Source organism: Roseburia sp. AF42-8 (genome assembly GCF_003435965.1).
Taxonomy (GTDB): domain Bacteria; phylum Bacillota; class Clostridia; order Lachnospirales; family Lachnospiraceae; genus Roseburia_C; species Roseburia_C amylophila.
Map to the genome: position 1 here is coordinate 71,453 of NZ_QTVB01000006.1, position 24,168 is coordinate 95,620.

Sequence of the window (24,168 nt, forward strand, 5' to 3'; positions counted from 1 at the left end):
CGCTGGAGCGTTCATCGGAATGCGGATACCTTATGAGGCTTGTTAGGGGCACTTGGAATTTCGCCCAATATCCGGCAACGCCGGTACAGGGATGTACCGGCGAGGCGCATATGAACATGGATGCGAATTTGCGCCGGTTGCCGAAAAAACTACTCATGTTTCGAAATTCTTAGTGCCCCTTTTCAAGCATCATGCAGTATCCAGTTTCGACGAACACTCCAGTGCTTTTGATGTAACACAGCAAAACAGTTTTTATAAATTTCTTTTCTTCTCTCGCAATCGCCTGCACAACCAATCAACCTAAAAAAGGAGGAAACCTATGAGTACCCCAGTTGTAAAAATAGAAAACCTGGTGAAACGCTACAAAGAGCTTGTAGCATTAGACCACTTTAACTTAGAGATTGAAGAAGGTGAGATTTTCGGTCTGCTCGGTCCAAACGGTTCCGGCAAGACTACGACCATCAACTGCCTTCTTTCCCTGCTTTCCTATGACAAAGGAAACATTGAAGTATTTGGGAAAAAGATGAACCCGGATAGTTATGACCTGAAGCGGCAAATCGGCGTTGTTATGCAGAACGTTGCCGTAGTGGATGAACTGACGGTATATGAAAACATTGATTATTTCTGTGGGCTTTATGTAAAAGATAAAGCACTCCGGAAACAGTATGTAGAGGAAGCCATTGCTTTTGTAGGCTTAGATGATTTCCGTAAATTCTTTCCGAAGAAATTATCCGGCGGACTTTTAAGGCGGTTAAATATTGCCTGCGGCATTGCCCATAAACCAAAGCTGATTATCATGGATGAGCCGACCGTTGCCGTTGACCCGCAGAGCCGGAATAAGATTCTTGAGGGAATCGTGGAGCTGAACCGGAACGGTGCCACCATCATTTACACTTCCCATTACATGGAAGAGGTGGAGCAGATTTGTTCCCGGATTGCCATTATGGACAAAGGAAAAAATCTTGCCATCGGCACGAAGGATGAATTAAAGCAGATGATTAAGAAGAGCGAAAGCATTTCCATTGATATCTTAGACCTGCCGGATGCAGCAATCGATGAAATCCGTGCTTTAAAACATGTTTATGAAGTGACTTACGAAAATCACATGCTGACTGTTTTATGCAGCGGTGGAAGCCACAATCTCATTCATGTGCTGGATTATCTGCAGCAGCATGAGATTACCTTCGGAAAAGTGTATTCCGAGCTTCCGACCTTAAATGACGTATTCTTAGAGATTACCGGCAAAGAATTAAGAGACTAGGAGGAGAAAGATATGCTTCAAATCATGAAATATCATTTCCGGATTCTCCTTAGAAATAGGGAGCAGATGTTCTGGATACTGCTTTTTCCGATTCTGCTTGGCATTATGTTCAAGGTAGCATTTTCCAATATCAGCAGTTCCGAAATACAAAAGCCGGTTTCCATTGCTGTTGTAGAAGAAAATAATTCGGATGCATTAAAAAATATCAAGACCTTTTTAGAAAAAACGGAATTAAAAGATGGCGTTGCCCTCTTTGTTCCAACCTACTGCACAGAAGAAAAAGCCGTTTCCCTGTTAAAGGACCAGACGGTGGATGGCATTTTGTATACAGACAATTCTGCATCGGATACAGTCACACTTTCCCTTACGGTTTCTTCTTCTAGCTCTGATACCGTCCGCATGAATCAGAGTATTTTGCAGGCATTTGTAAAGCAGTACAATTCCTCGGTTTCTGCCATTGCGGATACTGCAAAAATCACCCGGAGAACTTAGAAGCACTGCTTCAAAGTCTCTCTGAGCAGGTTACTTATACCAAAGAAGTTTCTTTAAACAAACATAATACCGATACTTATACACAGTACTTTTACAATCTGATAGCTATGGCATGCCTCTTTACCAGCCTTTCCGGACTGTATGTTTCCCTCAATAACCAGGGAAATCTCTCCGCCATTGGTGCAAGACGCAATGTCTCTCCGGTTCATAAAATGAAGGTCATTATAGCAGAGCTTTTTTCCAATGTGATATTCCAGTTTATCTGTAATCTGGTTTCCTTTGCATTTATTGTACTGGTGCTTAAGATTGATTTAACCTACCATCTCCCACTGGCAATCCTGACGGTATTTGTCGGCTGTCTGACCGGAACTACCATGGGCTTTTTCGTAGGTTCCATCGGAGCCTTTTCCGAGGGAACAAAACAGGGAATTCTTGTCTCCGGCAGTCTGCTGCTTTGCTTCTTAAGCGGGCTTATGGTTGGAAATATGTGGATCATTGTCGAGAATACCTGCCCGGTTATCAACCGGATTTCACCGGCTGCCCTGATTTCCCGTGCCTTCTATACACTGGGCATTCAGGATAACCTAAACCAGTATTACCAATGTATTCTGACACTGGTTGGCATTTCCGCTCTCTTCTGTTTGGGTGGATTCTTACTGACAAGGAGGAAAAGATATGCAAGTATTTAAAACTTTTCTGAAAATTGCAAAGAAGAAATTTCCTTCGGTGCTTTTATACTATATTATTTTTACCGTTGTTGTAATTGCCATGAGTAAAATCGGAGCATCCGACCATGAAACTTCTTTTACTGCCACAAAGGCAGACATTTATATTATTGACGAGGATGACAGCACTGCAAGCCACGCTTTAAGTGATTATCTTTCCTCCATGCACAATCCGGTCACTTTAAAGGATACGGATACTATGACTTTACAGGATGCCCTTTATTATCAAAAGGTTGACTATATTTTAACCATCCCGGAAGGCTTTGAAGAACAGCTTACTGATTCTGATGCCAGAGATTTCCTTCCGGTTTCCATGCGAAAGGACAACTCCAATGGCTATTTTGTAGACCAGCAGGTAACTGAGTATCTTTCCAGTGTCCGCTTATTTATGGCTGGTGGCTTCTCTCTTTCCGAAGCAGTAACAAAATCCAGTGAATCACTTTCCAAAGGAAACGATACTACGGTTCTTAAGCTTGAAGAAAAGGAAACGGATGGTGCACAGATTGGACTTACCTATTTCTTCCAGTATCTTCCTTATGTACTCATTAATATGCTGTTACTTGGTATGACTCCGATTCTGATGACCTTTAACCAGAAAGATTTAGGTGCAAGGATTTCCTGCTCCTCTCTTTCCTTAAAGTCCAGAAATGCGCAGATTACTTTAGGATGTATCGTATTCAGTCTCTTTGTATGGCTGCTCTTTATCCTGACTGCACTTTTTATCTACGGACCAGACACTCTGTTCTCGATAAACGGACTCCACTCTCTTTTAAACAGTGCCATGGTTCTGCTGTTTTCCATAGCACTTACGCTCCTTGTAAGTATTTTTGCACTCAAACAGCAGTCCCTCAGTATGATTGCAAATGTTGCCTCCCTGGGATTGAGTTTCCTCTCCGGAATCTTCGTTCCGCAATACCTTTTGGGAAAAGGTGTTCTTGCTGTGGCGCATTTTCTTCCAACCTACTGGTACATCCGCCTCAATTCAATGCTGGGCGGTATATCGGATGAAATACTTACCACTGCAAAATACTGGCGCTTTATTGGCATCCAATTCGGCTTCTTCGTCGCAATATTCTGTATTTACCTGGTTTCCAGCAAATACCAGAAACGCAGCCGCAACGCATAATAGAACCCCCGGAAAAACCAATTTGCAATGGTTCTTCCGGGGGTTCTTTATATAGCTAATCGGAAAATCTTATACTTAGCAGATTTCTGCTCCTGCCGGCATATCCTTTTCCGGTGTCAGAAGTGCTAATTCTCCATTTGCATCCTCTGCGCAAAGTAACATTCCTTCAGATAATACACCTGCAAGTTTTGCCGGTTTTAAGTTTACTAATACCATAACTTTCTTGCCGACCATTTCTTCCGGTGTGTACTGTTTGCGGATACCGGATACAATCTGTTTTACCTGGCTTCCGATTCTTACCTGTGAACACAGTAATTTCTTGGATTTCTCTACTGCCTTACACTCGATGATTTCACCAACCTGGAACTGCATTTTCATAAAATCATCATAAGTGATTTCTTCCTTTGGCTCAATGTCGATGACAGTGGCATCTGCTTTTGCTTCTGTCTCAACTTCTTTGCCTAATGCTTTCTGCTCTGCTTCGAACTCTGCTTTCTGGGCAGCGCGGATTGCTTCTACCTTCGGCATTACTTCCTTCGGGTCTAATCTTGCAAAAAGAATCTCCGATTTCTCCGTTACTTTATTATCATTTGGATAAAGTCCAAACTGATTCAGCTCATCAAATCCACGCAGTCCTGTATTAAGCTGTGCTGCGATTTTCTCTGCGGTCTCCGGTAAAAAGCTTGCTAAAAGGCTTGCGCCGATAGCGATGGACTCGGTCAGATTGTAAAGCACTTCGCTTAAGCGGTCTTTCTTTGCTTCATCCTTTGCCAGTACCCAAGGTGCTGTTTCATCAATATATTTGTTGCAGCGGCGGAATACATTAAATACTTCTGTAATAGCATCTGCCACACGAAGTCCGGACATCTTATCTGCAATCTTATCTCTTGCGCCGGTTACGACTGCCTTCAAGTCATTATCTACTTCTTCTGTGACTCCGGTGCTCTTTACGACACCGTCAAAATATTTATTGCTCATGGAAATGGTACGGCTTACCAGGTTTCCAAGGATGTTGGCAAGGTCGGAATTGAAACGCTCTACAACCAGCTCCCAGGTAATGATTCCATCATTTTCAAATGGCATCTCATGCAATACGAAATATCGGGTTGCATCTACACCAAAGAGGTCTACCATATCATCAGCATAGATTACATTTCCCTTGGATTTGCTCATTTTCTCGCCACCCTGTAAGAGCCATGGATGTCCAAATACCTGCTTTGGCAGTGGCAGGTCTAATGCCATTAAGAAAATCGGCCAGTAAATGGTATGGAAACGGATGATATCTTTTCCTATTAAGTGTAAATCTGCCGGCCAGTTCTTCTTGAATAAATCGGAAGAATTGCCATCTGCATCATAGCCAATCTTGGTAATGTAGTTGGTCAGTGCATCCAGCCATACATATACTACATGCTTTGGATCAAAGTCTACCGGAATTCCCCAGGAAAATGAGGTTCTGGATACACATAAATCCTGAAGTCCCGGAAGCAGGAAGTTATTCATCATCTCATTCTTACGGGATACCGGCTGGATAAACTCCGGATGCTCATTGATATATTCGATTAACCGGTCCGCATATTTGCTCATTTTAAAGAAATATGCTTCTTCTTTTGCCGGCTGTACTTCACGTCCACAGTCCGGACATTTTCCATCTACCAGCTGGGATTCTGTCCAGAAAGACTCACATGGAGTACAATAAAGTCCCTCATAGGAACCCTTATAAATATCACCTTTATCATAAAGTTTCTTAAAAATCTTCTTAACCTGTGTCTCATGGTCTTCATCGGTAGTACGCACGAAATTATCATAAGAAGTATTCATCAAATCCCAGATTCTCTTTACTTCTCCGGCAACTTCGTCTACGAACTGCTTCGGTGTAATTCCTTTTTCCTCTGCCTTTAATTCAATCTTCTGTCCATGTTCATCGGTACCGGTCTGGAAATATACATCATAGCCTTCCAATCTCTTGTATCTTGCGATTGCGTCTGCCAGTACAATCTCATAAGTGTTTCCAATGTGCGGTTTACCTGATGTGTAGGCAATCGCGGTGGTCATGTAAAACTTTCCTTTGCTGCTCATCTTCATTCTCCTTTTTATACTTTTGGTGCTCCTCAAGCGTTCCTGCGAGCCGCTTCGCTACTCACGAAAAAAAATCCCGCCTTCTAATGAAAGAAGACGGGTGTTATCCGTGTTACCACTTCTATTTTACACATACCTTACAATATGTGCCTCATGAAGTATCCTGCAATACTTCCCGCTATAACAGGCGGTCCTGTCGAAGCCTTGTCTCTTAGGATTCAGCCCCGCCACTCCAAAGCCATCTTCCATCTATCACCCTTGATTCCATCTCAGCTAAACCCTGCGGTTCATTGGAACTCTCTGTACAATTCCGATAAATGTACTCTCTTCTTCCTTGCGTTTATCATCTAGGTGTAAAACTAACACAATTTATTTGAAAAGTCAACCTTTGCAACCGGACCATCCGATATCCTTAAGCTTCACAAATTGCCTTTATCATCTGGTAAATCTCATCTTTATTTTTCTGCAATACTAATTCAAGTTCAGAATACAGAAGATTTTCTGCCAGATTAAAATAACGTCCATCTACTGTAGTTGTTTTCTTTCCCTGCTCCTGGCGCGTCTTTTTCCTCTGATAGATTAGCTTTATAATACAATTTGTTGGAATCTGCTACAAAATCCGGATTTACAATGTCCTTTATTTTGCATACTCCATTTGTTGATTTTACAATATATGCTCCAATTGGATACATTTTCTCACCTCTGACACCGCATATTTTCGCTTTTTATGATAAACTTTTCAGTCTGCGATTTCAAAGGCACTTTTTCACAATTTTAGAATTGCTATGGTTGTATATTTATTCCACATGGAAATACTGGACGCTTCCTGCCAGCTGGTCAGCAATCTCACGAAGCTGCTCCGCACTCATGTATACCTGCTTAAAGGTATCTACAACCTCTTCCGTATCTTCGTAAGTCTTTTTCGTTCCGGATACGCTGTCCTGCGCTATATTAGAAAGAGTCTCAACTGCCTGCAGAACTTCATTTCTCACATTCGCAAGATGCTCTGTGGTCTCTTTAATCTGCTGGATGCTCTGCATGGAATTGGCTATCTGTGCCACAACCTCTTCCACTACCTTCTGGGTATCCTTCATGCTCTCGCTCTGGCTCATAATGATTTCCTGCATCTTCTGCATAATCTCTACAGCCTTCTGGGAATCCTCACTTAACATCATGGCAGTCTCTTCAATTTCGTTGCTGGACTGGTTGGACTGCTCAGATAATTTCTTAATCTGTTCTGCAACTACGGCAAATCCTTTTCCGTTCTCTCCTGCTCTGGCTGCCTCTATGGATGCATTCAGACTAAGTAAATCTGTCTCTTCTGCAATCGATGCGATAAATGCGGTTGCTTTGTAAATCTGCTGGACAGAATCGTTGGTACGGTTGGTCTGCTCCTGTACTTCTCCGATAATCTGCTCTACTTCGCCATTGATGCGCTGAAGATTTGCCAGTGTCTCCGCTGCTTTTTCACTGGATTCATGCATAAATGCCGCATTGCTGTTTAATGCCTCCACCTCAGCAGAAGTCTCTGTTATATTATCTCCCATCAGCCGCATATGTTCTGAGGTACTCTTTGAATTCTCTGCCTGCTCCGTAGAATTTTCTACAATACGGTTTACGGCTGTGCGCACCTTATTCATGGTTCCATTGGTATTATCGGCCGCTGTTCCAAGCAGAGAAGATGCCTCTAACAACTTCTGCACATTCTGATTGATTTCAAGTGTTGTCCGCTGCATCGCATCACGCAGGGTAATCGTAACTCTGGAAAGGTCTCCGATTTCATCCTTACTCTTAAGCAGCTTATTATTCACCTGTACATTCAAATCGCCTGCTGCAATCTTCTCCACCGTTTTAATACTGGTTCTGATATTCCTGCTGATAGTGCTTGCCAGCTTCGTGCTGACAAGCAGGCAGACCAGCATAATTGCCACCACCGCTGCCACAATCGATCCTAAAAGCCGCATTACAACAGCATCTTTATCCTGCTTATTGGTTCCTACGAATACCATTCCCACAATATCTGTATCGGAGCCATTCTGATATACCGGCATAAAATAACCATAATTTAAAGTTCCTTCTATAGATACTGCTTCACTGAAATATTCTTCTCCACCATTTAATACTTTTTCTACAATGACATCTCCTGCTTTGGATTTTAAGATACGATTTCCATTCTCATCCGTTGCTGAAGTCATGATTCGTTTATCTCCATAGAAAAAAGTTACATCCATTCCGGTATTATCTTTAATCCGGTCTACCAGATTCTCTGATTTGGAAATATTGTAACTTCCCTTCCAGATGTCCCCATTGCTGGTCTCAAGATAATCTCCGGTATTCTGGTCATATGCTGCCAACGTTGCGGCAGCGGTTCCCTTTAATGCATCCTTTATCTCATCCATCATAGAATTCTTTACCATGGTTACGGTAAATAGTATGGTGATAATTCCTAATATCAATACCGGTCCAATTGTAATTGCCAGAATTTTTTTCTTTAGATTCATTTGCTTCCCCCTACTCTACCACTTCAACCGTCTTAAAATACCAGTCTATTCCTCCGGTAATTGTCGCATCATCTAATGTTTTTCCTTCTTTTCCTACGGTTTCTCCGGCATTGGTCTCAATTACACCATCAAACACGCCATTTTCCCCGGAAAGAATTGCTGCCTTTGCCTCCTCAACTTTCTCCTCAGTTCCATCTGCACAGAAATCAGCAAGCGACGTAAGTCCTACCAGGTTCTCATTCATTCCACCATAATAATTGCTGCCATCCCATGTTCCGTCGATAACACTCTGCACTGCTGATGTATAATAGGCACTCCAGTTCCAGATAACACTGCAAAGACAAGCCTCCGGTGCATTTTTACTCATATCAGAATTATAACCGATACTATAAACACCTTTTTCCTGTGCCAATGTCTGCGGATATTCTGTATCACAATGCTGTGCAATGACATCACAGCCCATGTTAAGAAGCGTCTCTGCTGCCGCCTTCTCTCCGTCAGGGTCAAACCAGCTGTTTGTAACTTTTACATAGACTTTCGCGTCCTGGTTTACAGAATATATTCCCAGTGCAAATGCATCTATTCCACCAGTTACCTCTGAATTTGAAGAATCCATTGCCGCTACATAGCCGATTTTATTTGACTTCGTATTCATGCCTGCTACAATTCCGCTTAAATAGCGTGCCTGATAAATTCTTCCAAAATAATTATTAAAGTTCTTTCCGTTGCTCATATATCCGGTTCCATGGGAAAAATAAATATCCGGATATTCTTCTGCCATCTCTGCGGTGGTCTCCATATACCCCCAGCTTGTGGCGAAAATAATATTACAGCCTTCGTCAATGCATTCCTGTATTGCTGCTCTGGTTGCATCTGTATCAGTATCCGAAATATTAATTTTACGCACAATCTGGTCATCGGAAAGATTTAAGTTCTGCTGCATTCCCTGAATACCAAGATCATGGGTATATGTATAACCACTTCCCTCTGCCGGATCGGATAGATGAATGACACCTACCTTAATCTCATCCTTCGGTATCCCCCCGGTATCACCCGATGTGTTATCCGCCACTGCTTCCGTGCCTTCTTCTACGCTGTCACTGCCTTCATTGGTAGCATAATCGTCTAACTGCGTGCTTTTCCCACACCCGGAAAAAACCAAGCTGGCTACCAGTAATAAAGCACCGGTCAGCTTTATCATTCGTTTCTTCATAAATTGCTACACCTCCCTATACCTTTCTCTTCCCTATTGGTATACCATTTATTATATCTTATGTTTTTTCATAAAACAACCTACCCATTTGTCTTATTTTTCTAAAACAAATGGGTAGGTTATCCACTAATCTTCAAAGATATTCAGTTTTGCTCCACATTTTCCACAGAACTCTGTGTCCTCCGGCACAGTAGCGCCACACTGCGGGCACTGACGCGCTCCTTTAATCTTTAATACTTCCTCTTTCATATGGTCAATTGCTGCAAATGCCTCTGCAATTGCCTGCATCTGCTGTCCATATGCACCATCTGCTTCTTCCTTGTGGTCTTCATAATAAAGCTTACCAATCTGGGCATACTGCTTTTCTATAAAATCTTCTTTCGACTTAATATCCAGATTCAGCTTTGCTGTTCCGGATAAATCCTTTGCCTTCTGTGTTACATCTTTTCCTGCAGTTATCAGTTTCTCACCCATTCGATCAAAAAAATCCATTGTGTATCCTCCTGTTCTTACTATATTCCCCTGCGCGTCCGCACTTTACCTGATTATATACCTCTTGATATTGCTTTTCAATCGAAGGAATCTTAAAAAAGAATAAAGTTTTGGTCAAACGGACGTCTGCACCGTTTACCGGGTCCGGACGCGATAAAAGGGCGGCAAGGGGCACTTGGAATGCCAAATGTCCGTGTTGTTCAGCAAAGTGCGGATGCATGATAAGAGCAGCTAGGGGCACTTGGAATTTCGGATAGTGCCAGGCAACGCCGGCACAGGGACGTGCCGGTGAGGCGCAGATGAACATGGATGTGAATTTACGCCGGTTGCCAGTCAATCTCATATCCCTTCGAAATTCTTAGTGCCCCTTGCCGCCCTTATGTCGCATTCGGACTCACTGAACAGCACGGACATTACGCTTCTTTCACCCCCTAACGCTTTCCCCGGAAAACTTCATTCTTTTTTAAAGATTTTTCCAGATAAAATGTGCTATACTCTAGGTACGAATGCGAACCACAAGGAGATATCTATGAAGCAAAGATTTATTGCCCTGATTTGTATTGCCACCCTGGTCTTTTGCGGATGTGGTGGGAAGAAACAGTCTTCTGTACAGACGGATTCCGGCAGTGAACAGCCGGACGCTACAGAAGAGTCAACAGAACAGTCCCGGAATGACCCGGTAACAATAACATTTAATTCCAAAACAGAGATTTATCATGCCGATGATTTATCTACTGTTTTATTATATACCTCCTATCAGAAACCAACGGTGACCATAGACGGTCATCCGAAGATTTCCAAAACCATTACACAATCTTTAAACGAAGAACTGGATGCTTTCCAGGATGCCCGATTAGAAAGTCTGCTTTCCGCAAGAATTTCTTTTGCTGCGTCACCGGATTCCTTTTCCGCCTATCACTTAGATGAGGATTTTTCCTGTACCAGACAGGACAGCCGGATTATCTCTTTTGAGAGTACCAGAAAAGAATTTACCAGTGAGGAGACCCACAGTGCTGCTTATGGTGGGTTTAATTATGATCTGGAAAATGGCAAAACACTTTCTCTTTCTGATATTGCTACAGATTCCAATGCCCTGATAAACAGTGCACTTTCTTTTATTAACCAGCAGCTTTTGTTACCGAACTACGGCAAAGTAAGCCAGCTTGCCAAACATGACGGCTCCGATGTATCTTCGAACCTTTTGGAACATGTACTAAGGGATGGCAACTGGTATTTTACCAGAGGCGGTATTACCTTTATCGCCAATCATGGTGCTATTACACCGTCTTATTCCGGTACACTTTTATTTTCCGTTCCTTATCAGCAGCTGAATGCCCTGAAGGCTGAATATCATTACACCGGTAATTTTCAGCTGAACGCTTTAATGGGGTCTGCTGTTTCTGCAGATATGGATGGAAACGGAGAAATGGATGCCGTCTACTACGACACTACTTACAACGAAGAAACGGGAATGCTTTCTTCTACCCTGACGGTAGATGGAACCGATTATTCTGAAATGCTTTATAATGGCGACTTTACACTGTCCCGCAGTGCTGCCTCCGATATAACAAATGAATATTATCTCATTGACCTTGATACAACAGATGAATATATCGAGCTTGCCATCCCGGATGATGGATTAAGAACAACCTATTTCTTCCGCTATGCCGGCTTTCATCTGGAATACTTAGGTTCCATTCCGGACCTGATAGACAGCTCCACCTTCCAGCTTAACAATGTACTTTCCCAGTTAGAAGAATCGGAAAATTAGTCAGCATCCTGAAGAATCTGCCACCGGCAGCTTCTTACAGATATTTTTGCTACGCGCATAACACAATAAGAAGCCCACAAAAACGGGCTTCTTATTTCTTATCAAATATATTATCTCATACAGATATAGACCATATATCCCGCATAGGAAAGCAGCATAATTGCTCCTTCAATGCGGTTTATTTTCTGCCTGCTCCAGGCAAACAGCAGTACCATTATGCTCATGGCAATTAAGATTACAATATCAATCACATTTTCCATGATAAATGCGACCGGACTTATGGCTGCGGCAATACCAAGAACAAAAAGGATATTGAAAATATTAGAACCAATGACATTTCCAAGAGCCATATCTACTTCATTTTTACGGGCTGCCACAATAGAGGTTACCAGCTCCGGTAATGACGTTCCCATTGCTACTATCGTAAGCCCGATTAAATTCTGGCTCAAACCAAATGCTGCTGCAATGGCAGACGCACTGTCTACTACCATGTCGCCGCCAAATGCAATGGCTGCTGCTCCACCTACAATGTATACAAGACAGAGCCATACCGGGATTGGCTTTGCGCGTTCAATCTCATCTGCTTCTTCAGAAGCATCTGTTGTAATTCCTGCTGTTCTTGCCTTTAATGCAGAACGCACCATCCAGAACATGAAGAGAGCAAAGAAAATCAATAAAATCACACCATCTATTCTGCCAACGCTCATTCCAATGTAACCCAGCACTAAAAGCAGGGCTGCCATAAGCACAGAAAACGGAAATTCCTGCTTTAAGGTCTTTTTTCCTACTGCAAGTGGTGTAATTACGGCACAAAAGCCACAAACCACCATCAGGTTAAAGATATTTGAGCCAACTACATTACTGACTGCCAGGGCATTGTTTCCGGAAATAGATGCTGCTACACTGACGGCACATTCCGGCAGGGATGTTCCCATTGCCACTATCGTAAGTCCGATAATCAACGATGGCACCTTTAATTTCTTTGCAATTCCCGAACTTCCTTCTACAAAGAAATCTGCTCCTTTAATTAACAGTACAAAACCAACTACCAGTAATACATATGTCCAGATTGTTGTCATATTATATTCCTCCTTCTTTTAAAATGCCAAAATTCCAAGATGCTCCAGCAAAATCTTAAGTCCGATTAAGATAAGAATTATACCACCAGCCAATTCCGCCTTCTTCTTATATCTGTTTCCAAAGAAGTTTCCTACATACACACCAATGACAGAAATCACAAAGGTCGTAATCCCGATGATGGAAACTGCCTCAACGATTGGCACCTGCAGAAATGCAAATGTGATTCCAACGGCAAGGGCATCAATGCTGGTTGCGATTGCCAGAATAAACATCTCTTTTAAATCCAGTGGCGGGTCCATTTTCCCGACTTCTACTGCTTCATCCTTTTCCCGGATTGCTTCCACTACCATTTTTCCACCGATAAATCCTAACAGGATAAATGCAATCCAGTGGTCAATGCTTGTAATATACTGTTCAAACTGGCTTCCCAGTACCCAGCCAATAAATGGCATCAGTGCCTGGAATCCTCCGAAGAATAAGCCAATTACAAGACATTGCTTTTTGTTTACCTTCCGCATGGAAAGTCCCTTACAAATAGACACTGCAAAAGCATCCATCGAAAGACCTGCTCCCATCAGTAAGAGTGTAAAGAACATTACCATAAACACAATTTCCTCCGATAGTATAATTTAAAATGAGACTGCATGTATGCAGTTATCCTGTGCTGCATACATGAGTCTCATTCATTAAGATTTGCCAGGCCTTCATCAGACCGAGGTTGTTGACAAATCACGTATTCACGCGAACTACTCCCTCACGGATTGTTATTCAAATATACGCTAAATGATAATTTATGTCAATTCTTTCCATTCTTGTTCTTCCTAAAATACAATTTCTATGGTGGTTCCCTCACCCAGCTCACTGTCTAAGTGGAGGGCAGCATTATGCTGTGCTACAATATGCTTTACAATGGCAAGTCCAAGACCTGTTCCGCCGGTGGATTTTGAACGGCTCTTATCTACCCGGTAAAACCGCTCAAATACACGTTCCTGGCATTCCTTTGGAATTCCGATTCCGGTATCCGCTACACTTAAGAACGGACGTTCATCCTTTGTTCCTACCGTTACTGTAACACTTCCGCCTGGCTTATTATAGCGGATGGCATTGCTGCAAAGATTATAAAAGACTTCATCCATCAGTCCCTTGTTTGCCATGACCATGGCACTTTCTCCCTGCAAAGTCAGCCTGATTCCCTGCTTCTCTGCTGTTACCTGCATCATCTGCACACAGTTCTCTGCCTGTTCATAAAGGTCCATTTTTTCCATTTCCATCTGGTGGTCTGTCTCATCCAGTTCTGAAAGCTTTATAATATCATTAATCAGGCTTAACAGACGGTTGGCATTGGAATGTATCTCTTTGGAAAAGCGGATGGTATCCTCTTTACCGGTCATTCCGTTTCCGATTAACTCCGCATAACCAGAAATTGCCGTCAGCGGTGTCTTTAATTCATGGGATACGTTCGCGGTAAATTCCTGGCGAAGCTGCGCATTATTGATAATATTGACGTGCTGCTCCTTAATAGTATTCACAAAAGGCCGGATTTCTTCATATACATTATTTTCATCCACCAGCATAATATTCGTTGCCAGCTTCTCGATAGGCTCTACCAGCTTCTTCGTCAGATAATGGGAAATTCCCATACAGACAAAGAGGATACAAAGTGCAATTACCAGTACAATCACTAAAGTATTTACCATAATACGGTTTACACTGACGGAATCCCTTCCGATTCGAAGCACATTTCCATTCTGTAAACGCTCCGCATAGTAAAAGGTATGGGTTCCAGAAGTGGCCGAGTAACGGATGGCTTCGCCTTCGCCTTTTTCCCTTGCTTCAATAATTTCCGGGCGTTCATTATGATTGTCCATCTCATCCTTATTTAACAGACTTTCATATAATACTTCCCCTTCTGCTCCAATCAATGTGATTCGAAGGTCATCATCGATGGGATTATACGGGTCTTTTTCTATTCCTGCTGCAAGGTCATCTATATTCAAAAGCTCTATCACATGGGCGTAGGCTTTCAAATCTCCAAATACCTGCTCTTTTAAAATATTATAATACACTAACATAGCAGACAGCGCTGTGACCACAATGGCAAGCGCTGCTATCATAATAAATCGTATATTTATTTTTTTCTTCATGAATGCTCCTATGGCTCCATCACATAGCCCACATTGCGGACGGTTTTAATCTGTTGTCCGCCATCGCCAAGCTTGTGCCGGAGCGTCTTTATGTGCATATCTACAGTACGGCTTTCTCCTTCGTATTCAAATCCCCAGACCTGATTCATCAGCTTGTCACGGGATAATACAATGCCCTGGTTTATCATAAGGTATTTTAATAGTTCAAATTCTTTAAAAGTAAGCTCACAGGTTTCTCCCTGAACGGTTACGCTGTGACGCTTATTATCAATCTCTATGCTTCCACAGGCTAATGTATCACCATCATCTTCCTTTTCGGTGCGGCGGAGTAATGCTTTCACTCTGGAGATCAGCTCCATAACGCCAAAAGGCTTACTGATATAATCATCTGCACCCATATCCAGTCCACGGACTTTGTCAATCTCTGTGGTCTTTGCCGTTACCATAATCACAGGAGTCTTTTCTGTTGCCGGATTTTTCCGGACACGGCTTAAAATTTCCAGCCCATCCTCTCCCGGCAGCATAATATCTAACAGCATCAGGATGGTGCCTGCTCTGACACTCTCTGGAAGAAATCTTTTCCGTTATCAAATTCCTCTACTTCAAATCCACTGTTTTTTAGTGCATAACGTTCGATTTCCCGTATGTTTATATCATCTTCTACGATATAAATAAGTGCCATTGCATTTTCCTCCCGGCTTTTTTATTTTTCCGGCAAAGCGTATTTTTCTGTATATTCTTTTATCTGCTCTGCAAATTTTCTATTGTCTTCTTCATCCATATGTGCCGTCAGGTCATGCTCTTCTACATCTTTATCCTGTTCCTGGATCAGGCAGACTGCAATGTTGGAACAATGGTCTGATACACGCTCATAGTTGGTAACGATATCTGCCAGCACCAGTCCTAACTCGATAGAACATTTTCCTTTCCGGAGACGTTTGATATGCCGTTTCTTAATTGCTTTATTTAATTCATCAATAACCTGCTCTAATGGTTCTACGGTCTTAGCCAGCTCTTCATCATCGGCAGTGTATGCAGTCATGGTACGGCAGAGAATGTCTTCTACTGCTTTTCCAAATACATGCATTTCTTCCTCTGCTTTCTTAGAGAAAACCAGCTCCTTCTTTTTCATCTCGATAATGGAATCTACGATATTCGCTGCATGGTCCGAAATACGTTCAAAATCTGTAATACAATGTAACAGCGTAGATACATTCTGGCTGTCTGCATAGGTCAGATTCTGACTGCTTAACTTGGTCAGATAAGCACGCAGCTTGTCTTCGTATTTATCTACGAGATTTTCCTTTGCGATAATGTCGTCCGCTACTTCCTGTGTATAATTCTCCAAAAGTCCGATTGCTTCTAAGAAGGAATCCTTGGAAAGGTTTGCCATCTCAATGGACATGCTGTGGCACTGCTCAATGGCAAAGGATGGTGTTGCAAGGAAACGGTCGTCTAATAACGGGAACTCCTGTACCTCTTTCTTGCTCTTTTCCTCTTCGGTAATCGGAAGTGTCAGATATGCCAACTTCTCCAGTCCCTTTGTAAACGGGAATAAAACTACAGTTGCAAATATATTAAAGATACTGTGAATCAGTGCAATTCCTGCTACACCAACTGTATCATTTGCAAACGGGAAATGAATAACTGCATTCAAAATACTATATAATGTCAGGAACAATACGGTACCAATAATATTAAAATACAGATGCACAAAAGCAGTACGCTTTGCATTCCGGTTTGCTCCAACAGAAGAAATCATAGCTGTAACACAGGTTCCGATATTCTGTCCTAAAATAATCGGAATAACTGAGCCATAAGTAAATGCTCCTGTTACAGACAGTGCCTGCAGTATACCTACAGATGCGGACGAGCTCTGAATCACCGCTGTCAGAAGTGCTCCTACCAGAATTCCTAAAATTGGATTATGGAACATAGTCAGTATATTGGTAAATTCAGGAACATCAGCCAACGGTTTTACTGCTCCGCTCATACTTTCCATTCCGGTCATCAATACTGCAAAGCCTAATAAAATCTCCCCTACATCAGCTTTCTTGCTTTTCTTTCCGGTCATCATTAAAACAATACCTATCATCGCAAGAACCGGTGTAAAAGAAGATGGTTTTAAGAGATTAATCCATACATTTCCACTATCTATTCCGGTTAGACTTAAGAGCCAGGATGTTACCGTTGTACCGATATTGGCACCCATGATAATACCAATTGCCTGGGAAAGTTTCATAATTCCGGAGTTTACAAAACCAACTACCATTACGGTAGTTGCTGAAGATGACTGAATAACAGCAGTTACTCCGGCTCCTAACAGCACTCCTTTGAGCGGATTGGAAGTTAATTTCTCCAGTATCCTCTCTAACTTGCCTCCTGATACTTTCTCCAGCCCAGCTCCCATAACATCCATTCCATACAGGAACAGAGCCAATCCTCCAATCAGTGTCAGTATTCCAAAAATGTCCATTTTGTCCTCCTTATGCATGGTAATATGCATAGACTTTTCAATTTTTTACATATTTTTCGTCTTACATATACACCATATACACTTTAGAGGCATTTTGCAAGGACATTTTGACAGTTTGTAAGAATTATGTATAAGCAGTGTAAAAAATGTACTATTTTTTTCACTTTTGTCTAAGAATGTTTAGTTAATGTGGCTTCCGGTAATGGAATAGATTACCCATTCCGCAATATTGGTCGCATGATCTCCGATTCGCTCAAAATACTTGGCTACCATAAGAATATCTGCTGCCTGCTCGCCATTTTCTGCGCTTTTATTGATCATCTGGATTAAATCCTGTTTTACTTTCATGAAAAGGTCATCCACAACATCATCCTGTGCGATTACTTTCTTTGCCAGCTCCATATCGCGTTTTACAAAGGCATCAATGCTCTTGATAACCATGTCTGTGGTTTCCTTTGCCATACCCTGAATCTCCTCCGGGCTGATGATATACGGTTCATCAGACATCAGCAGTGTCATCTCGGAAATATCACCGGCATGGTCACCGATTCGCTCCATATCGGTAATCATCTTTAATGCTGCAGAAATCAGACGCAAATCTCTTGCTACCGGCTGCTGCTGCAATAAAAGCTTCATGCATAAGGATTCAATATCACGCTCCTGATGGTCGATTTCCACATCATATGCCATTGCTTCTTTGGCTTTTTCCGTATTCTGGTTTACCAGTGCAGAAACTGCCATTTCAATGGCATGCTCTATCATGCTTCCCATTTGGATTAATTCATTGTTTAACTGTTCTAGCTGTCTGTCAAAACGATTACGCATTTAACCGAACCTCCCTGTAATATAATCTTCTGTCCGTTTGTCTGTTGGAACGGAGAATAATTTTTCGGTATCTCCACTCTCGATTATCTCTCCCAATAAGAAAAATACGGTTTTATCCGATACACGGGTTGCCTGCTGCATATTGTGGGTTACCATAATAATGGTATAATCTTTTTTTAATTCGATCACCAGATCCTCTATTTTGGAAGTGGAAATCGGATCCAGTGCAGAAGTCGGCTCATCCATCAGGATTACTTCCGGCTGTACTGCCAGCGCTCTTGCAATACAAAGTCTCTGCTGCTGTCCACCGGACATGCCCAATGCACTCTTATTCAGACGATCTTTTACTTCATCCCAGATAGCTGCCTGACGCAGGGATGTCTCCACGATTTCATTTAATTTGGCTTTGTTGTGGATACCGTGGGTTCTCGGACCGTATGCAATGTTGTCATAGATGCTCATCGGAAATGGATTTGGCTTCTGGAATACCATTCCCACACGCTTTCTAAGCTGACTGACATCCATGCCGCTGTATATGTTTTCACCGTCTAATCTTACGTCTCCGGTAATCTTACAGCCCTCTACCAAATCATTCATTCTGTTTAATGTTTTTAAAAATGTAGACTTTCCACAACCGGATGGTCCGATAAATGCAGTTATCTCTTTTGCATTGATATCAAGATTCACATCTTTTAATGCATGGAAGTCTCCGTAATATAAGTCAAGTCCTTTGACAGAAAATTTTGCCTGCTCACTCATTTTACTTCTCCATCTCCTTTCGTGAATTTCCTGGCTATCAAAGTTGATACACCATTTATCAGTAATACAATAACCAGAAGAACTACGCCGGTTGCATAAGCCTCATTGGTATGTAAGCCCTCTCTGGAAAGTGAATACATATGAACGGCCAAGGTTCGTCCGGATGCCATCAGGTTTGGTGCAAGGTCTGCTACCGTTCCTGCAGTATAAATCAGTGCTGCGGTCTCTCCTACAATTCGTCCTACTGCCAGAATGATTCCAGACAAGATTCCAGGCATCGCAGATGGGAGTACGATACGGAATATGGTACGAAGTCTTCCGGCTCCCAATCCAAAGCTTCCTTCCCGGTAGGTATCCGGTACACAGAGTAATGCTTCTTCTGTGGTTCGCATGATAACCGGCAATACCATAATGGCAAGAGTTGCCGCACCGGCTAACATGGAATAGCCCCAGTGCAGGTATGTTACGAAAAATAACATACCAAACAGACCGTATATAATAGAAGGAATACCCGTTAAGGTCTCTGCCGTAATTCTGACTACTTTAACCAGTTTACTTCCCTTCGGTGCATATTCCACCAGATAAACTGCGGCTCCGATTCCAAGCGGCACTGCAAAAAGCAGGGAAAACAGCGTCATTTCCAGTGTATTTATCATTGCCGGAAGCATGGATACGTTATCCGAATTATATTCCAGTGCAAAAAGACCTGGTTTTAAATATGGCACACCATGAATCAATATGTACGCCACCAGATAAAGTAATACTGCTACTGTTATAATTGCCGCTGCTACTACCAGCAGTAATAAAAGGAAGGAACCCGGATGCTTTTTATAAGAATTCATTTTATCTTTGAATTTTGTCATTATTCTTTATCCGCCTTTCCTTTTACAATTGAAAATACCAGATTGATAATGAGGATAAATACAAACAGTACAACGCCGGTTGCAATCAATGCCTCACGGTGCAGGTCCGTTGCATAACCCATTTCAATTACGATATTTGTTGTCAGGGTACGTACACCCTTAAATATACTGTTCGGAATACGCGCCTGGTTACCTACTACCATCATAACCGCCATGGTCTCACCAATGGCACGGCCGATTCCCAAGATGACTGCTGCCATAATTCCTGATTTGGCTGCCGGAACCACGGTTTTAAAAACACTCCGCTCATGGGTTGCGCCAAGTGCCAGTGCACCTTCATAATAATGCTCCGGCACTGCACGGATTGCAGCTTCCGATACACTGATAATCGTTGGAAGTATCATGATTCCAAGAAGAATCGATGCGGTAAATATACTGTTTCCGTTTCCTTTAAAATGTTCTCTTACAAATGGTACTATGACTACCAGACCAAAGAATCCATATACGATGGACGGGATTCCTGCTAACAGGTCTACCATCGGCTTTAAGAAGCTGTGAAGCTTCTTCGGGCAAAATCTTGCCATAAAGATTGCCATTAAGATCCCAATTGGTACTCCCACCACAATTGCTCCGGCGGTTACATAGATACTGCCTAAAATCATCGGGAAGATTCCATAGAGGTTATTTCCCGGTTTCCATTTTGTACCTAGCAGAAAGTCCGGCAATCCGATTTCTTTGATTGCCGGTATTCCATTTGCAAAAAGGAAAACGCAGATTAAGGCAACAGCCAGTATGGAGAAACTGGCTGTAAGTAAGAATACTATTTTCATTGCTTTTTCTTTGAAATTATTCATACTGTTCTTACCTTATCCTACTTGCAGATTTATTTTGCAACTTCATCCCAGGTTGTTACTGCACCTGTGAAGATATCCTTTACATTATCTGAACTCATCTCATCCATTGGGTTACTGTTGTTTACTACTACTGCGATACCATCCATTGCAATTACCTGTGCAGTAAGTCCGCCTTCTGTTTCGCTGTCCTTTAATTCTCTGGAAGCCATTCCGATATCACAGGTTCCTTCCATTGCTGCTGTCATACCTGTTGTAGAATCAGATTCCTGAAGTTCGATTTCTGCATCTTTGTTGATTGCTTTGTATGCTTCAATTAATTTCTCCATTACAGGTGTTACAGAAGAAGATCCAGCTACTACGATTTTTCCGGTAGAACCATCCGATGTAAATGCTCCGTTGCTTCCCTGTGAAATATAACCATTGTCTTCGATTACTTTCTGTCCTTCATCACTCATGATGTAGTTGATGAAATCTGCTGCAAGTCCTGTTGCATCACCTTTCGTTGCGATATTAAATGGTCTTGCGATTTTGTATGTACCGGCTTTGATATTTTCTGCTGTTGCTTCTGCTCCGTCAATCTTTAATGCCTTTACGGTATCATTTAAAGAACCAAGTGATACATAACCGATTGCATATTCATCACCTGCTACAGATGTAAGCATTACTTCTGTACTGTTTGTGATGTTTGCTTCCTCTGTTGTGTTGTCAATTTTATTTCCATCTGCATCTTTCTCTTCGATACCGAACAGCTCGATGAATGCTCCTCTTGTACCGGAACCATCTTCTCTGGACTGTACATTGATCATTTCACTGGTATCAAAATCTGATGCTGCGTCGCTGCTATCTGTGTTTGTGTCTGCTTCTGCTGTTGTGTCAGCCTTGCTGTTGTTTGATGTGGTATCTTTGCTTCCACATCCTGTTAAAGCGCTGATTGCTAATGCTCCTACAAGCATTACGGATAATAATTTCTTCTTCATTTTCTTTCCTCCAAAATGATTTGTTCTTTTTTTCTCGTCTTCGTGACAATTGTTATCATAACGGGGGAACGTAAAATACAAAGCTATGGTTTTGTAAATTGTATGTAAAAAAGCAGGTAACTGCTTTTGCAATTACCTGCCTTCTTCTTATTAATAATGATTTCTGATTTTAATTACTCTGTTGCTACATCTAATAATGCTTCATCAAGCTCTGTCATGCTTCCATCAGAAATGCTGTATACGTTGTCTTCTCCAATCACTTCTACAACAACTTCCTGTGGATCATTATATGTGATACTGTCTACTCTTGCACTCATAAGATCATACATCATCTGATACATCTGTTCATACATTTCATCCTCTGTTGGATAAGTATCTGCATCAAAGGAATTTGCCCACTCTGTGAACTCTGTCATAAGTTCTTCCTGGATTCCATTGAAAAGACCTGTCATCTGTTCAATTTCAACAGTTACATAATATCCGTCTTTGTCATCCATCTTCTCAGCATCTTTTACGGTGTATTTTGCTTTTGCATATACATCTTTAAAAAGCTGACGATAGCTGTTGCTTAACTCATCGGATAAGTTGAACTGATCCATCTCTGTCATCATAGCGTCGATGTTAGATTCGTAATCAGATTCTGCCTGCTCTTTGCTACGGCCAGTCATTTTCATGTACTGCTCTGTCTCTCCTTTTGTTAAAAGATCCAGACAGGACTCTACATAAGCTGCTGCATCAAATTTTCCACAGCCAGCCAGGTTTACTACCATCATTACGGCAACTAAACCAGTTACTAATGCTTTCTTCAATGTTTTCATGATAATTTCTCCCTTACATTCATTGTTCTTTAGCGTATTAACGCAGTTACATGGAATAATATACCATACCTTATTCTATTTCGCAACCGATTTTACTTCTCTGGTTTTAAATCTGTATGCAAGCATGCGATTTTCTCGCTACATGGAACAAAGAATGTGCCAAGGTACATCCTCGCGGAGCGTTTTTTACTTTACAGGAAAGCAATTTCCTGTAAAGCAAAAAAAGACGATTCTTTCGAATCGTCCTTTTGTATACGTTGTGTACCTGCTGAGTTCAGAATTAATCCTGAACGTAAGGCATAATTGCGATATGACGTGCTCTCTTGATAGCAACTGTCAAAGCTCTCTGATGTTTTGCACAGTTTCCTGTGATTCTTCTTGGAAGGATTTTTCCTCTCTCAGAGATATATCTTTTTAACTTATTTACATCTTTATAATCGATGGTGTTGTCTTTTCCACAGAAAACACAAACTTTCTTTCTTCTGTGCATTCCGCCTCTTCTTCTCATTGGCGCACCATCTCTGTCTGTCTTATTGAAAGCCATGGCTATTACCTCCTATTGATTTAGTTAAATGGTAATTCCTCATCAATTCCGTCAGGGATATTCATAAATCCATCGCCTGCACTGCTTGGTGAAGGTCTGTCAGCCGGTGCAAAACCGCCTGCATTGTCGGATGCTGATTTACTCTCAGCAAATTCCTGCTCTTCTATTATGACATCAGTGGTATATACTTTCTGACCGTCTTTGTTGGTGTAACTTCCGGTCTGGATACGACCTGTTACAAGTACCTTAATTCCTTTATGGAAATATTTCTCAGCAAACTCTCCTGCTCTTCCAAATGCTACGCAGTTGATAAAATCAGCGGTCTGCCCATCATTCCCTTCACGTCTGCCTCTGCGGTCTACAGCCAGTGAATATCTTGCGATTGCCATCTGGTTATCTCCGCTGGAGTAACGAACCTCCGGGTCTCTTGTTAAACGTCCCATAAGTATTACTTTATTCATACCACTTTCTCCTTCTCTTCTATTTATGCCTCGTCTTTTCTAACGCATAAGAAACGAAGTACGTTGTCCATAATACGAACATTCTGCTCTACTTCTGCCGGAACAGATGATTCTGCCTCGAACTGGATGAAATAGTAGAAGCCGTCGCTCATTTTCTGAATGTCGTAAGCTAATTTCTTCTTACCCCACTCTTCTACTTCTGTTACAGTTCCACCTGCACGAGTGATATACTCTTTTGCTCTCTCAACTGTAGCAGTTCTGACATCGTCTTCGATCTTGGCATTCACAACAAGTGCTAATTCATATTTGTTCATGCTAGATTTACCTCCTTTTGGTCTCTGGCCTCCTGTCTATGCGGGAAGCAAGGAATTTTTACATATCACGAGCCTATATGATAGCATAATCTGACCCGTTTCGCAAGTGTTTTTCTTATTATTCTTACGCTTCCGTTTCATTTTTTTGCTCATTTTTTTTTCGAAGCCCTTTGGTATTCTTCTCCACCAGTTTTCTGGCAATCATAATCTGATGGTCACAACCCATGCATTTCAACCGGAAATCCGCTCCTACCCGAAGAATTTCCCACTCCTGGCTTCCACAGGGATGCTGTTTTTTTAATTTTACAATATCGCCTACTTCGTATTGATAATTATTCATGTCGTCCCTTTCTTCTATGATTATCTTCTATAATTATTAGGTAATTTCTTCTGCCT

24 protein-coding genes and 1 pseudogene are annotated in these 24,168 nt (G+C 41.9%); 5 read left to right on the top strand and 20 right to left on the bottom strand.

The window, feature by feature from the left end; translation table 11 throughout:
• Positions 1 to 319 precede the first annotated feature (319 nt).
• Genes DW059_RS04260 through DW059_RS04275 form a run of 4 tightly spaced genes read left to right on the top strand, consistent with a single transcriptional unit; the run spans position 320 to position 3,604 of the window.
• Positions 320 to 1,261: an ABC transporter ATP-binding protein gene (locus DW059_RS04260; protein ID WP_117697909.1), complete on the top strand. Its 942-nt coding sequence runs from the start codon at positions 320 to 322 to the stop codon at positions 1,259 to 1,261.
• Positions 1,262 to 1,273: 12 nt separating this feature from the next.
• The gene (locus DW059_RS16685; protein ID WP_117697910.1) at positions 1,274 to 1,753 is read left to right on the top strand and encodes an ABC transporter permease; all 480 of its coding nucleotides are present in this window, start codon (positions 1,274 to 1,276) and stop codon (positions 1,751 to 1,753) included.
• A gap of 5 nt (positions 1,754 to 1,758) precedes the next feature.
• Entirely contained in the window at positions 1,759 to 2,442 is a 684-nt protein-coding gene (locus tag DW059_RS16690; protein WP_256385502.1) for an ABC transporter permease, read from the top strand.
• On the top strand, positions 2,429 to 3,604 hold the full coding sequence (locus DW059_RS04275) for an ABC transporter permease (protein WP_117697912.1): 1,176 nt from the start codon (positions 2,429 to 2,431) through the stop codon (positions 3,602 to 3,604). The genes DW059_RS16690 and DW059_RS04275 overlap by 14 nt, the downstream gene beginning before the upstream one ends.
• A 75-nt stretch (positions 3,605 to 3,679) precedes the next feature.
• On the opposite strand, the gene metG is transcribed toward DW059_RS04275, so the two are convergent.
• The 5 genes from metG to DW059_RS04300 form a co-directional block, all read right to left on the bottom strand.
• Positions 3,680 to 5,680, bottom strand: a complete 2,001-nt coding sequence (gene metG / locus DW059_RS04280; protein WP_117697913.1) for a methionine--tRNA ligase — start codon at positions 5,678 to 5,680, stop codon at positions 3,680 to 3,682.
• A gap of 509 nt (positions 5,681 to 6,189) precedes the next feature.
• Positions 6,190 to 6,372: a hypothetical protein gene (locus DW059_RS04285; RefSeq protein WP_227701260.1), complete on the bottom strand. Its 183-nt coding sequence runs from the start codon at positions 6,370 to 6,372 to the stop codon at positions 6,190 to 6,192.
• Between the two features lie 105 nt (positions 6,373 to 6,477).
• On the bottom strand, positions 6,478 to 8,181 hold the full coding sequence (locus DW059_RS04290; protein WP_117697914.1) for a methyl-accepting chemotaxis protein: 1,704 nt from the start codon (positions 8,179 to 8,181) through the stop codon (positions 6,478 to 6,480).
• Between the two features lie 10 nt (positions 8,182 to 8,191).
• Complete coding sequence (locus DW059_RS04295; RefSeq protein ID WP_117697915.1) at positions 8,192 to 9,394, bottom strand: BMP family ABC transporter substrate-binding protein; 1,203 nt, start codon at positions 9,392 to 9,394, stop codon at positions 8,192 to 8,194.
• A gap of 126 nt (positions 9,395 to 9,520) precedes the next feature.
• The gene (locus tag DW059_RS04300; protein ID WP_117697916.1) at positions 9,521 to 9,886 is read right to left on the bottom strand and encodes a zinc ribbon domain-containing protein; all 366 of its coding nucleotides are present in this window, start codon (positions 9,884 to 9,886) and stop codon (positions 9,521 to 9,523) included.
• Between the two features lie 529 nt (positions 9,887 to 10,415).
• Here DW059_RS04300 and DW059_RS04310 point away from each other — a divergent pair.
• On the top strand, positions 10,416 to 11,657 hold the full coding sequence (locus tag DW059_RS04310) for an RsiV family protein (protein WP_117697918.1): 1,242 nt from the start codon (positions 10,416 to 10,418) through the stop codon (positions 11,655 to 11,657).
• A gap of 110 nt (positions 11,658 to 11,767) precedes the next feature.
• Here DW059_RS04310 and DW059_RS04315 read toward each other — a convergent pair whose 3' ends face one another.
• The 15 genes and pseudogenes from DW059_RS04315 to DW059_RS04385 form a co-directional block, all read right to left on the bottom strand.
• A complete protein-coding gene (locus DW059_RS04315; protein ID WP_117697919.1) occupies positions 11,768 to 12,736 on the bottom strand; it encodes a calcium/sodium antiporter in 969 nt (322 codons plus the stop codon).
• Between the two features lie 18 nt (positions 12,737 to 12,754).
• Positions 12,755 to 13,339, bottom strand: coding sequence for a manganese efflux pump MntP (locus tag DW059_RS04320; protein ID WP_117697920.1), 585 nt, complete (start codon positions 13,337 to 13,339; stop codon positions 12,755 to 12,757).
• Between the two features lie 219 nt (positions 13,340 to 13,558).
• Entirely contained in the window at positions 13,559 to 14,881 is a 1,323-nt protein-coding gene (locus tag DW059_RS04325) for a sensor histidine kinase (RefSeq protein ID WP_117697921.1), read from the bottom strand.
• Positions 14,882 to 14,889: 8 nt separating this feature from the next.
• Positions 14,890 to 15,563, bottom strand: a pseudogene (locus DW059_RS04330) (response regulator transcription factor).
• Positions 15,564 to 15,584: 21 nt separating this feature from the next.
• Complete coding sequence (locus tag DW059_RS04335; protein ID WP_117697922.1) at positions 15,585 to 17,357, bottom strand: Na/Pi cotransporter family protein; 1,773 nt, start codon at positions 17,355 to 17,357, stop codon at positions 15,585 to 15,587.
• Between the two features lie 180 nt (positions 17,358 to 17,537).
• On the bottom strand, positions 17,538 to 18,182 hold the full coding sequence (phoU, locus tag DW059_RS04340; RefSeq protein ID WP_117697923.1) for a phosphate signaling complex protein PhoU: 645 nt from the start codon (positions 18,180 to 18,182) through the stop codon (positions 17,538 to 17,540).
• Complete coding sequence (pstB, locus tag DW059_RS04345; RefSeq protein ID WP_117697924.1) at positions 18,183 to 18,941, bottom strand: phosphate ABC transporter ATP-binding protein PstB; 759 nt, start codon at positions 18,939 to 18,941, stop codon at positions 18,183 to 18,185.
• A complete protein-coding gene (gene pstA, locus DW059_RS04350; RefSeq protein ID WP_117697925.1) occupies positions 18,938 to 19,804 on the bottom strand; it encodes a phosphate ABC transporter permease PstA in 867 nt (288 codons plus the stop codon). The genes pstB and pstA overlap by 4 nt, the downstream gene beginning before the upstream one ends.
• Positions 19,804 to 20,658 carry a phosphate ABC transporter permease subunit PstC gene (gene pstC / locus DW059_RS04355; RefSeq protein ID WP_117697926.1) on the bottom strand — a complete coding sequence of 285 codons (855 nt, stop codon included), beginning with the start codon at positions 20,656 to 20,658 and terminating at the stop codon, positions 19,804 to 19,806. The genes pstA and pstC overlap by 1 nt, the downstream gene beginning before the upstream one ends.
• Before the next feature lie 29 nt (positions 20,659 to 20,687).
• Complete coding sequence (locus tag DW059_RS04360; RefSeq protein ID WP_117697927.1) at positions 20,688 to 21,635, bottom strand: substrate-binding domain-containing protein; 948 nt, start codon at positions 21,633 to 21,635, stop codon at positions 20,688 to 20,690.
• A 173-nt stretch (positions 21,636 to 21,808) separates the two neighbouring features.
• Complete coding sequence (locus DW059_RS04365; protein WP_117697928.1) at positions 21,809 to 22,453, bottom strand: hypothetical protein; 645 nt, start codon at positions 22,451 to 22,453, stop codon at positions 21,809 to 21,811.
• Positions 22,454 to 22,733: 280 nt separating this feature from the next.
• Positions 22,734 to 22,997 (bottom strand): 30S ribosomal protein S18, encoded by a 264-nt coding sequence (rpsR, locus tag DW059_RS04370; RefSeq protein WP_022244266.1) that lies wholly within the window; start codon positions 22,995 to 22,997, stop codon positions 22,734 to 22,736.
• A gap of 20 nt (positions 22,998 to 23,017) precedes the next feature.
• Entirely contained in the window at positions 23,018 to 23,458 is a 441-nt protein-coding gene (locus DW059_RS04375) for a single-stranded DNA-binding protein (protein ID WP_022244267.1), read from the bottom strand.
• 23 nt (positions 23,459 to 23,481) lie between these two features.
• A complete protein-coding gene (rpsF, locus tag DW059_RS04380; protein ID WP_022244268.1) occupies positions 23,482 to 23,772 on the bottom strand; it encodes a 30S ribosomal protein S6 in 291 nt (96 codons plus the stop codon).
• Between the two features lie 124 nt (positions 23,773 to 23,896).
• The gene (locus DW059_RS04385; RefSeq protein WP_022244269.1) at positions 23,897 to 24,112 is read right to left on the bottom strand and encodes a DUF951 domain-containing protein; all 216 of its coding nucleotides are present in this window, start codon (positions 24,110 to 24,112) and stop codon (positions 23,897 to 23,899) included.
• Between the last annotated feature and the right edge of the window lie 56 nt (positions 24,113 to 24,168).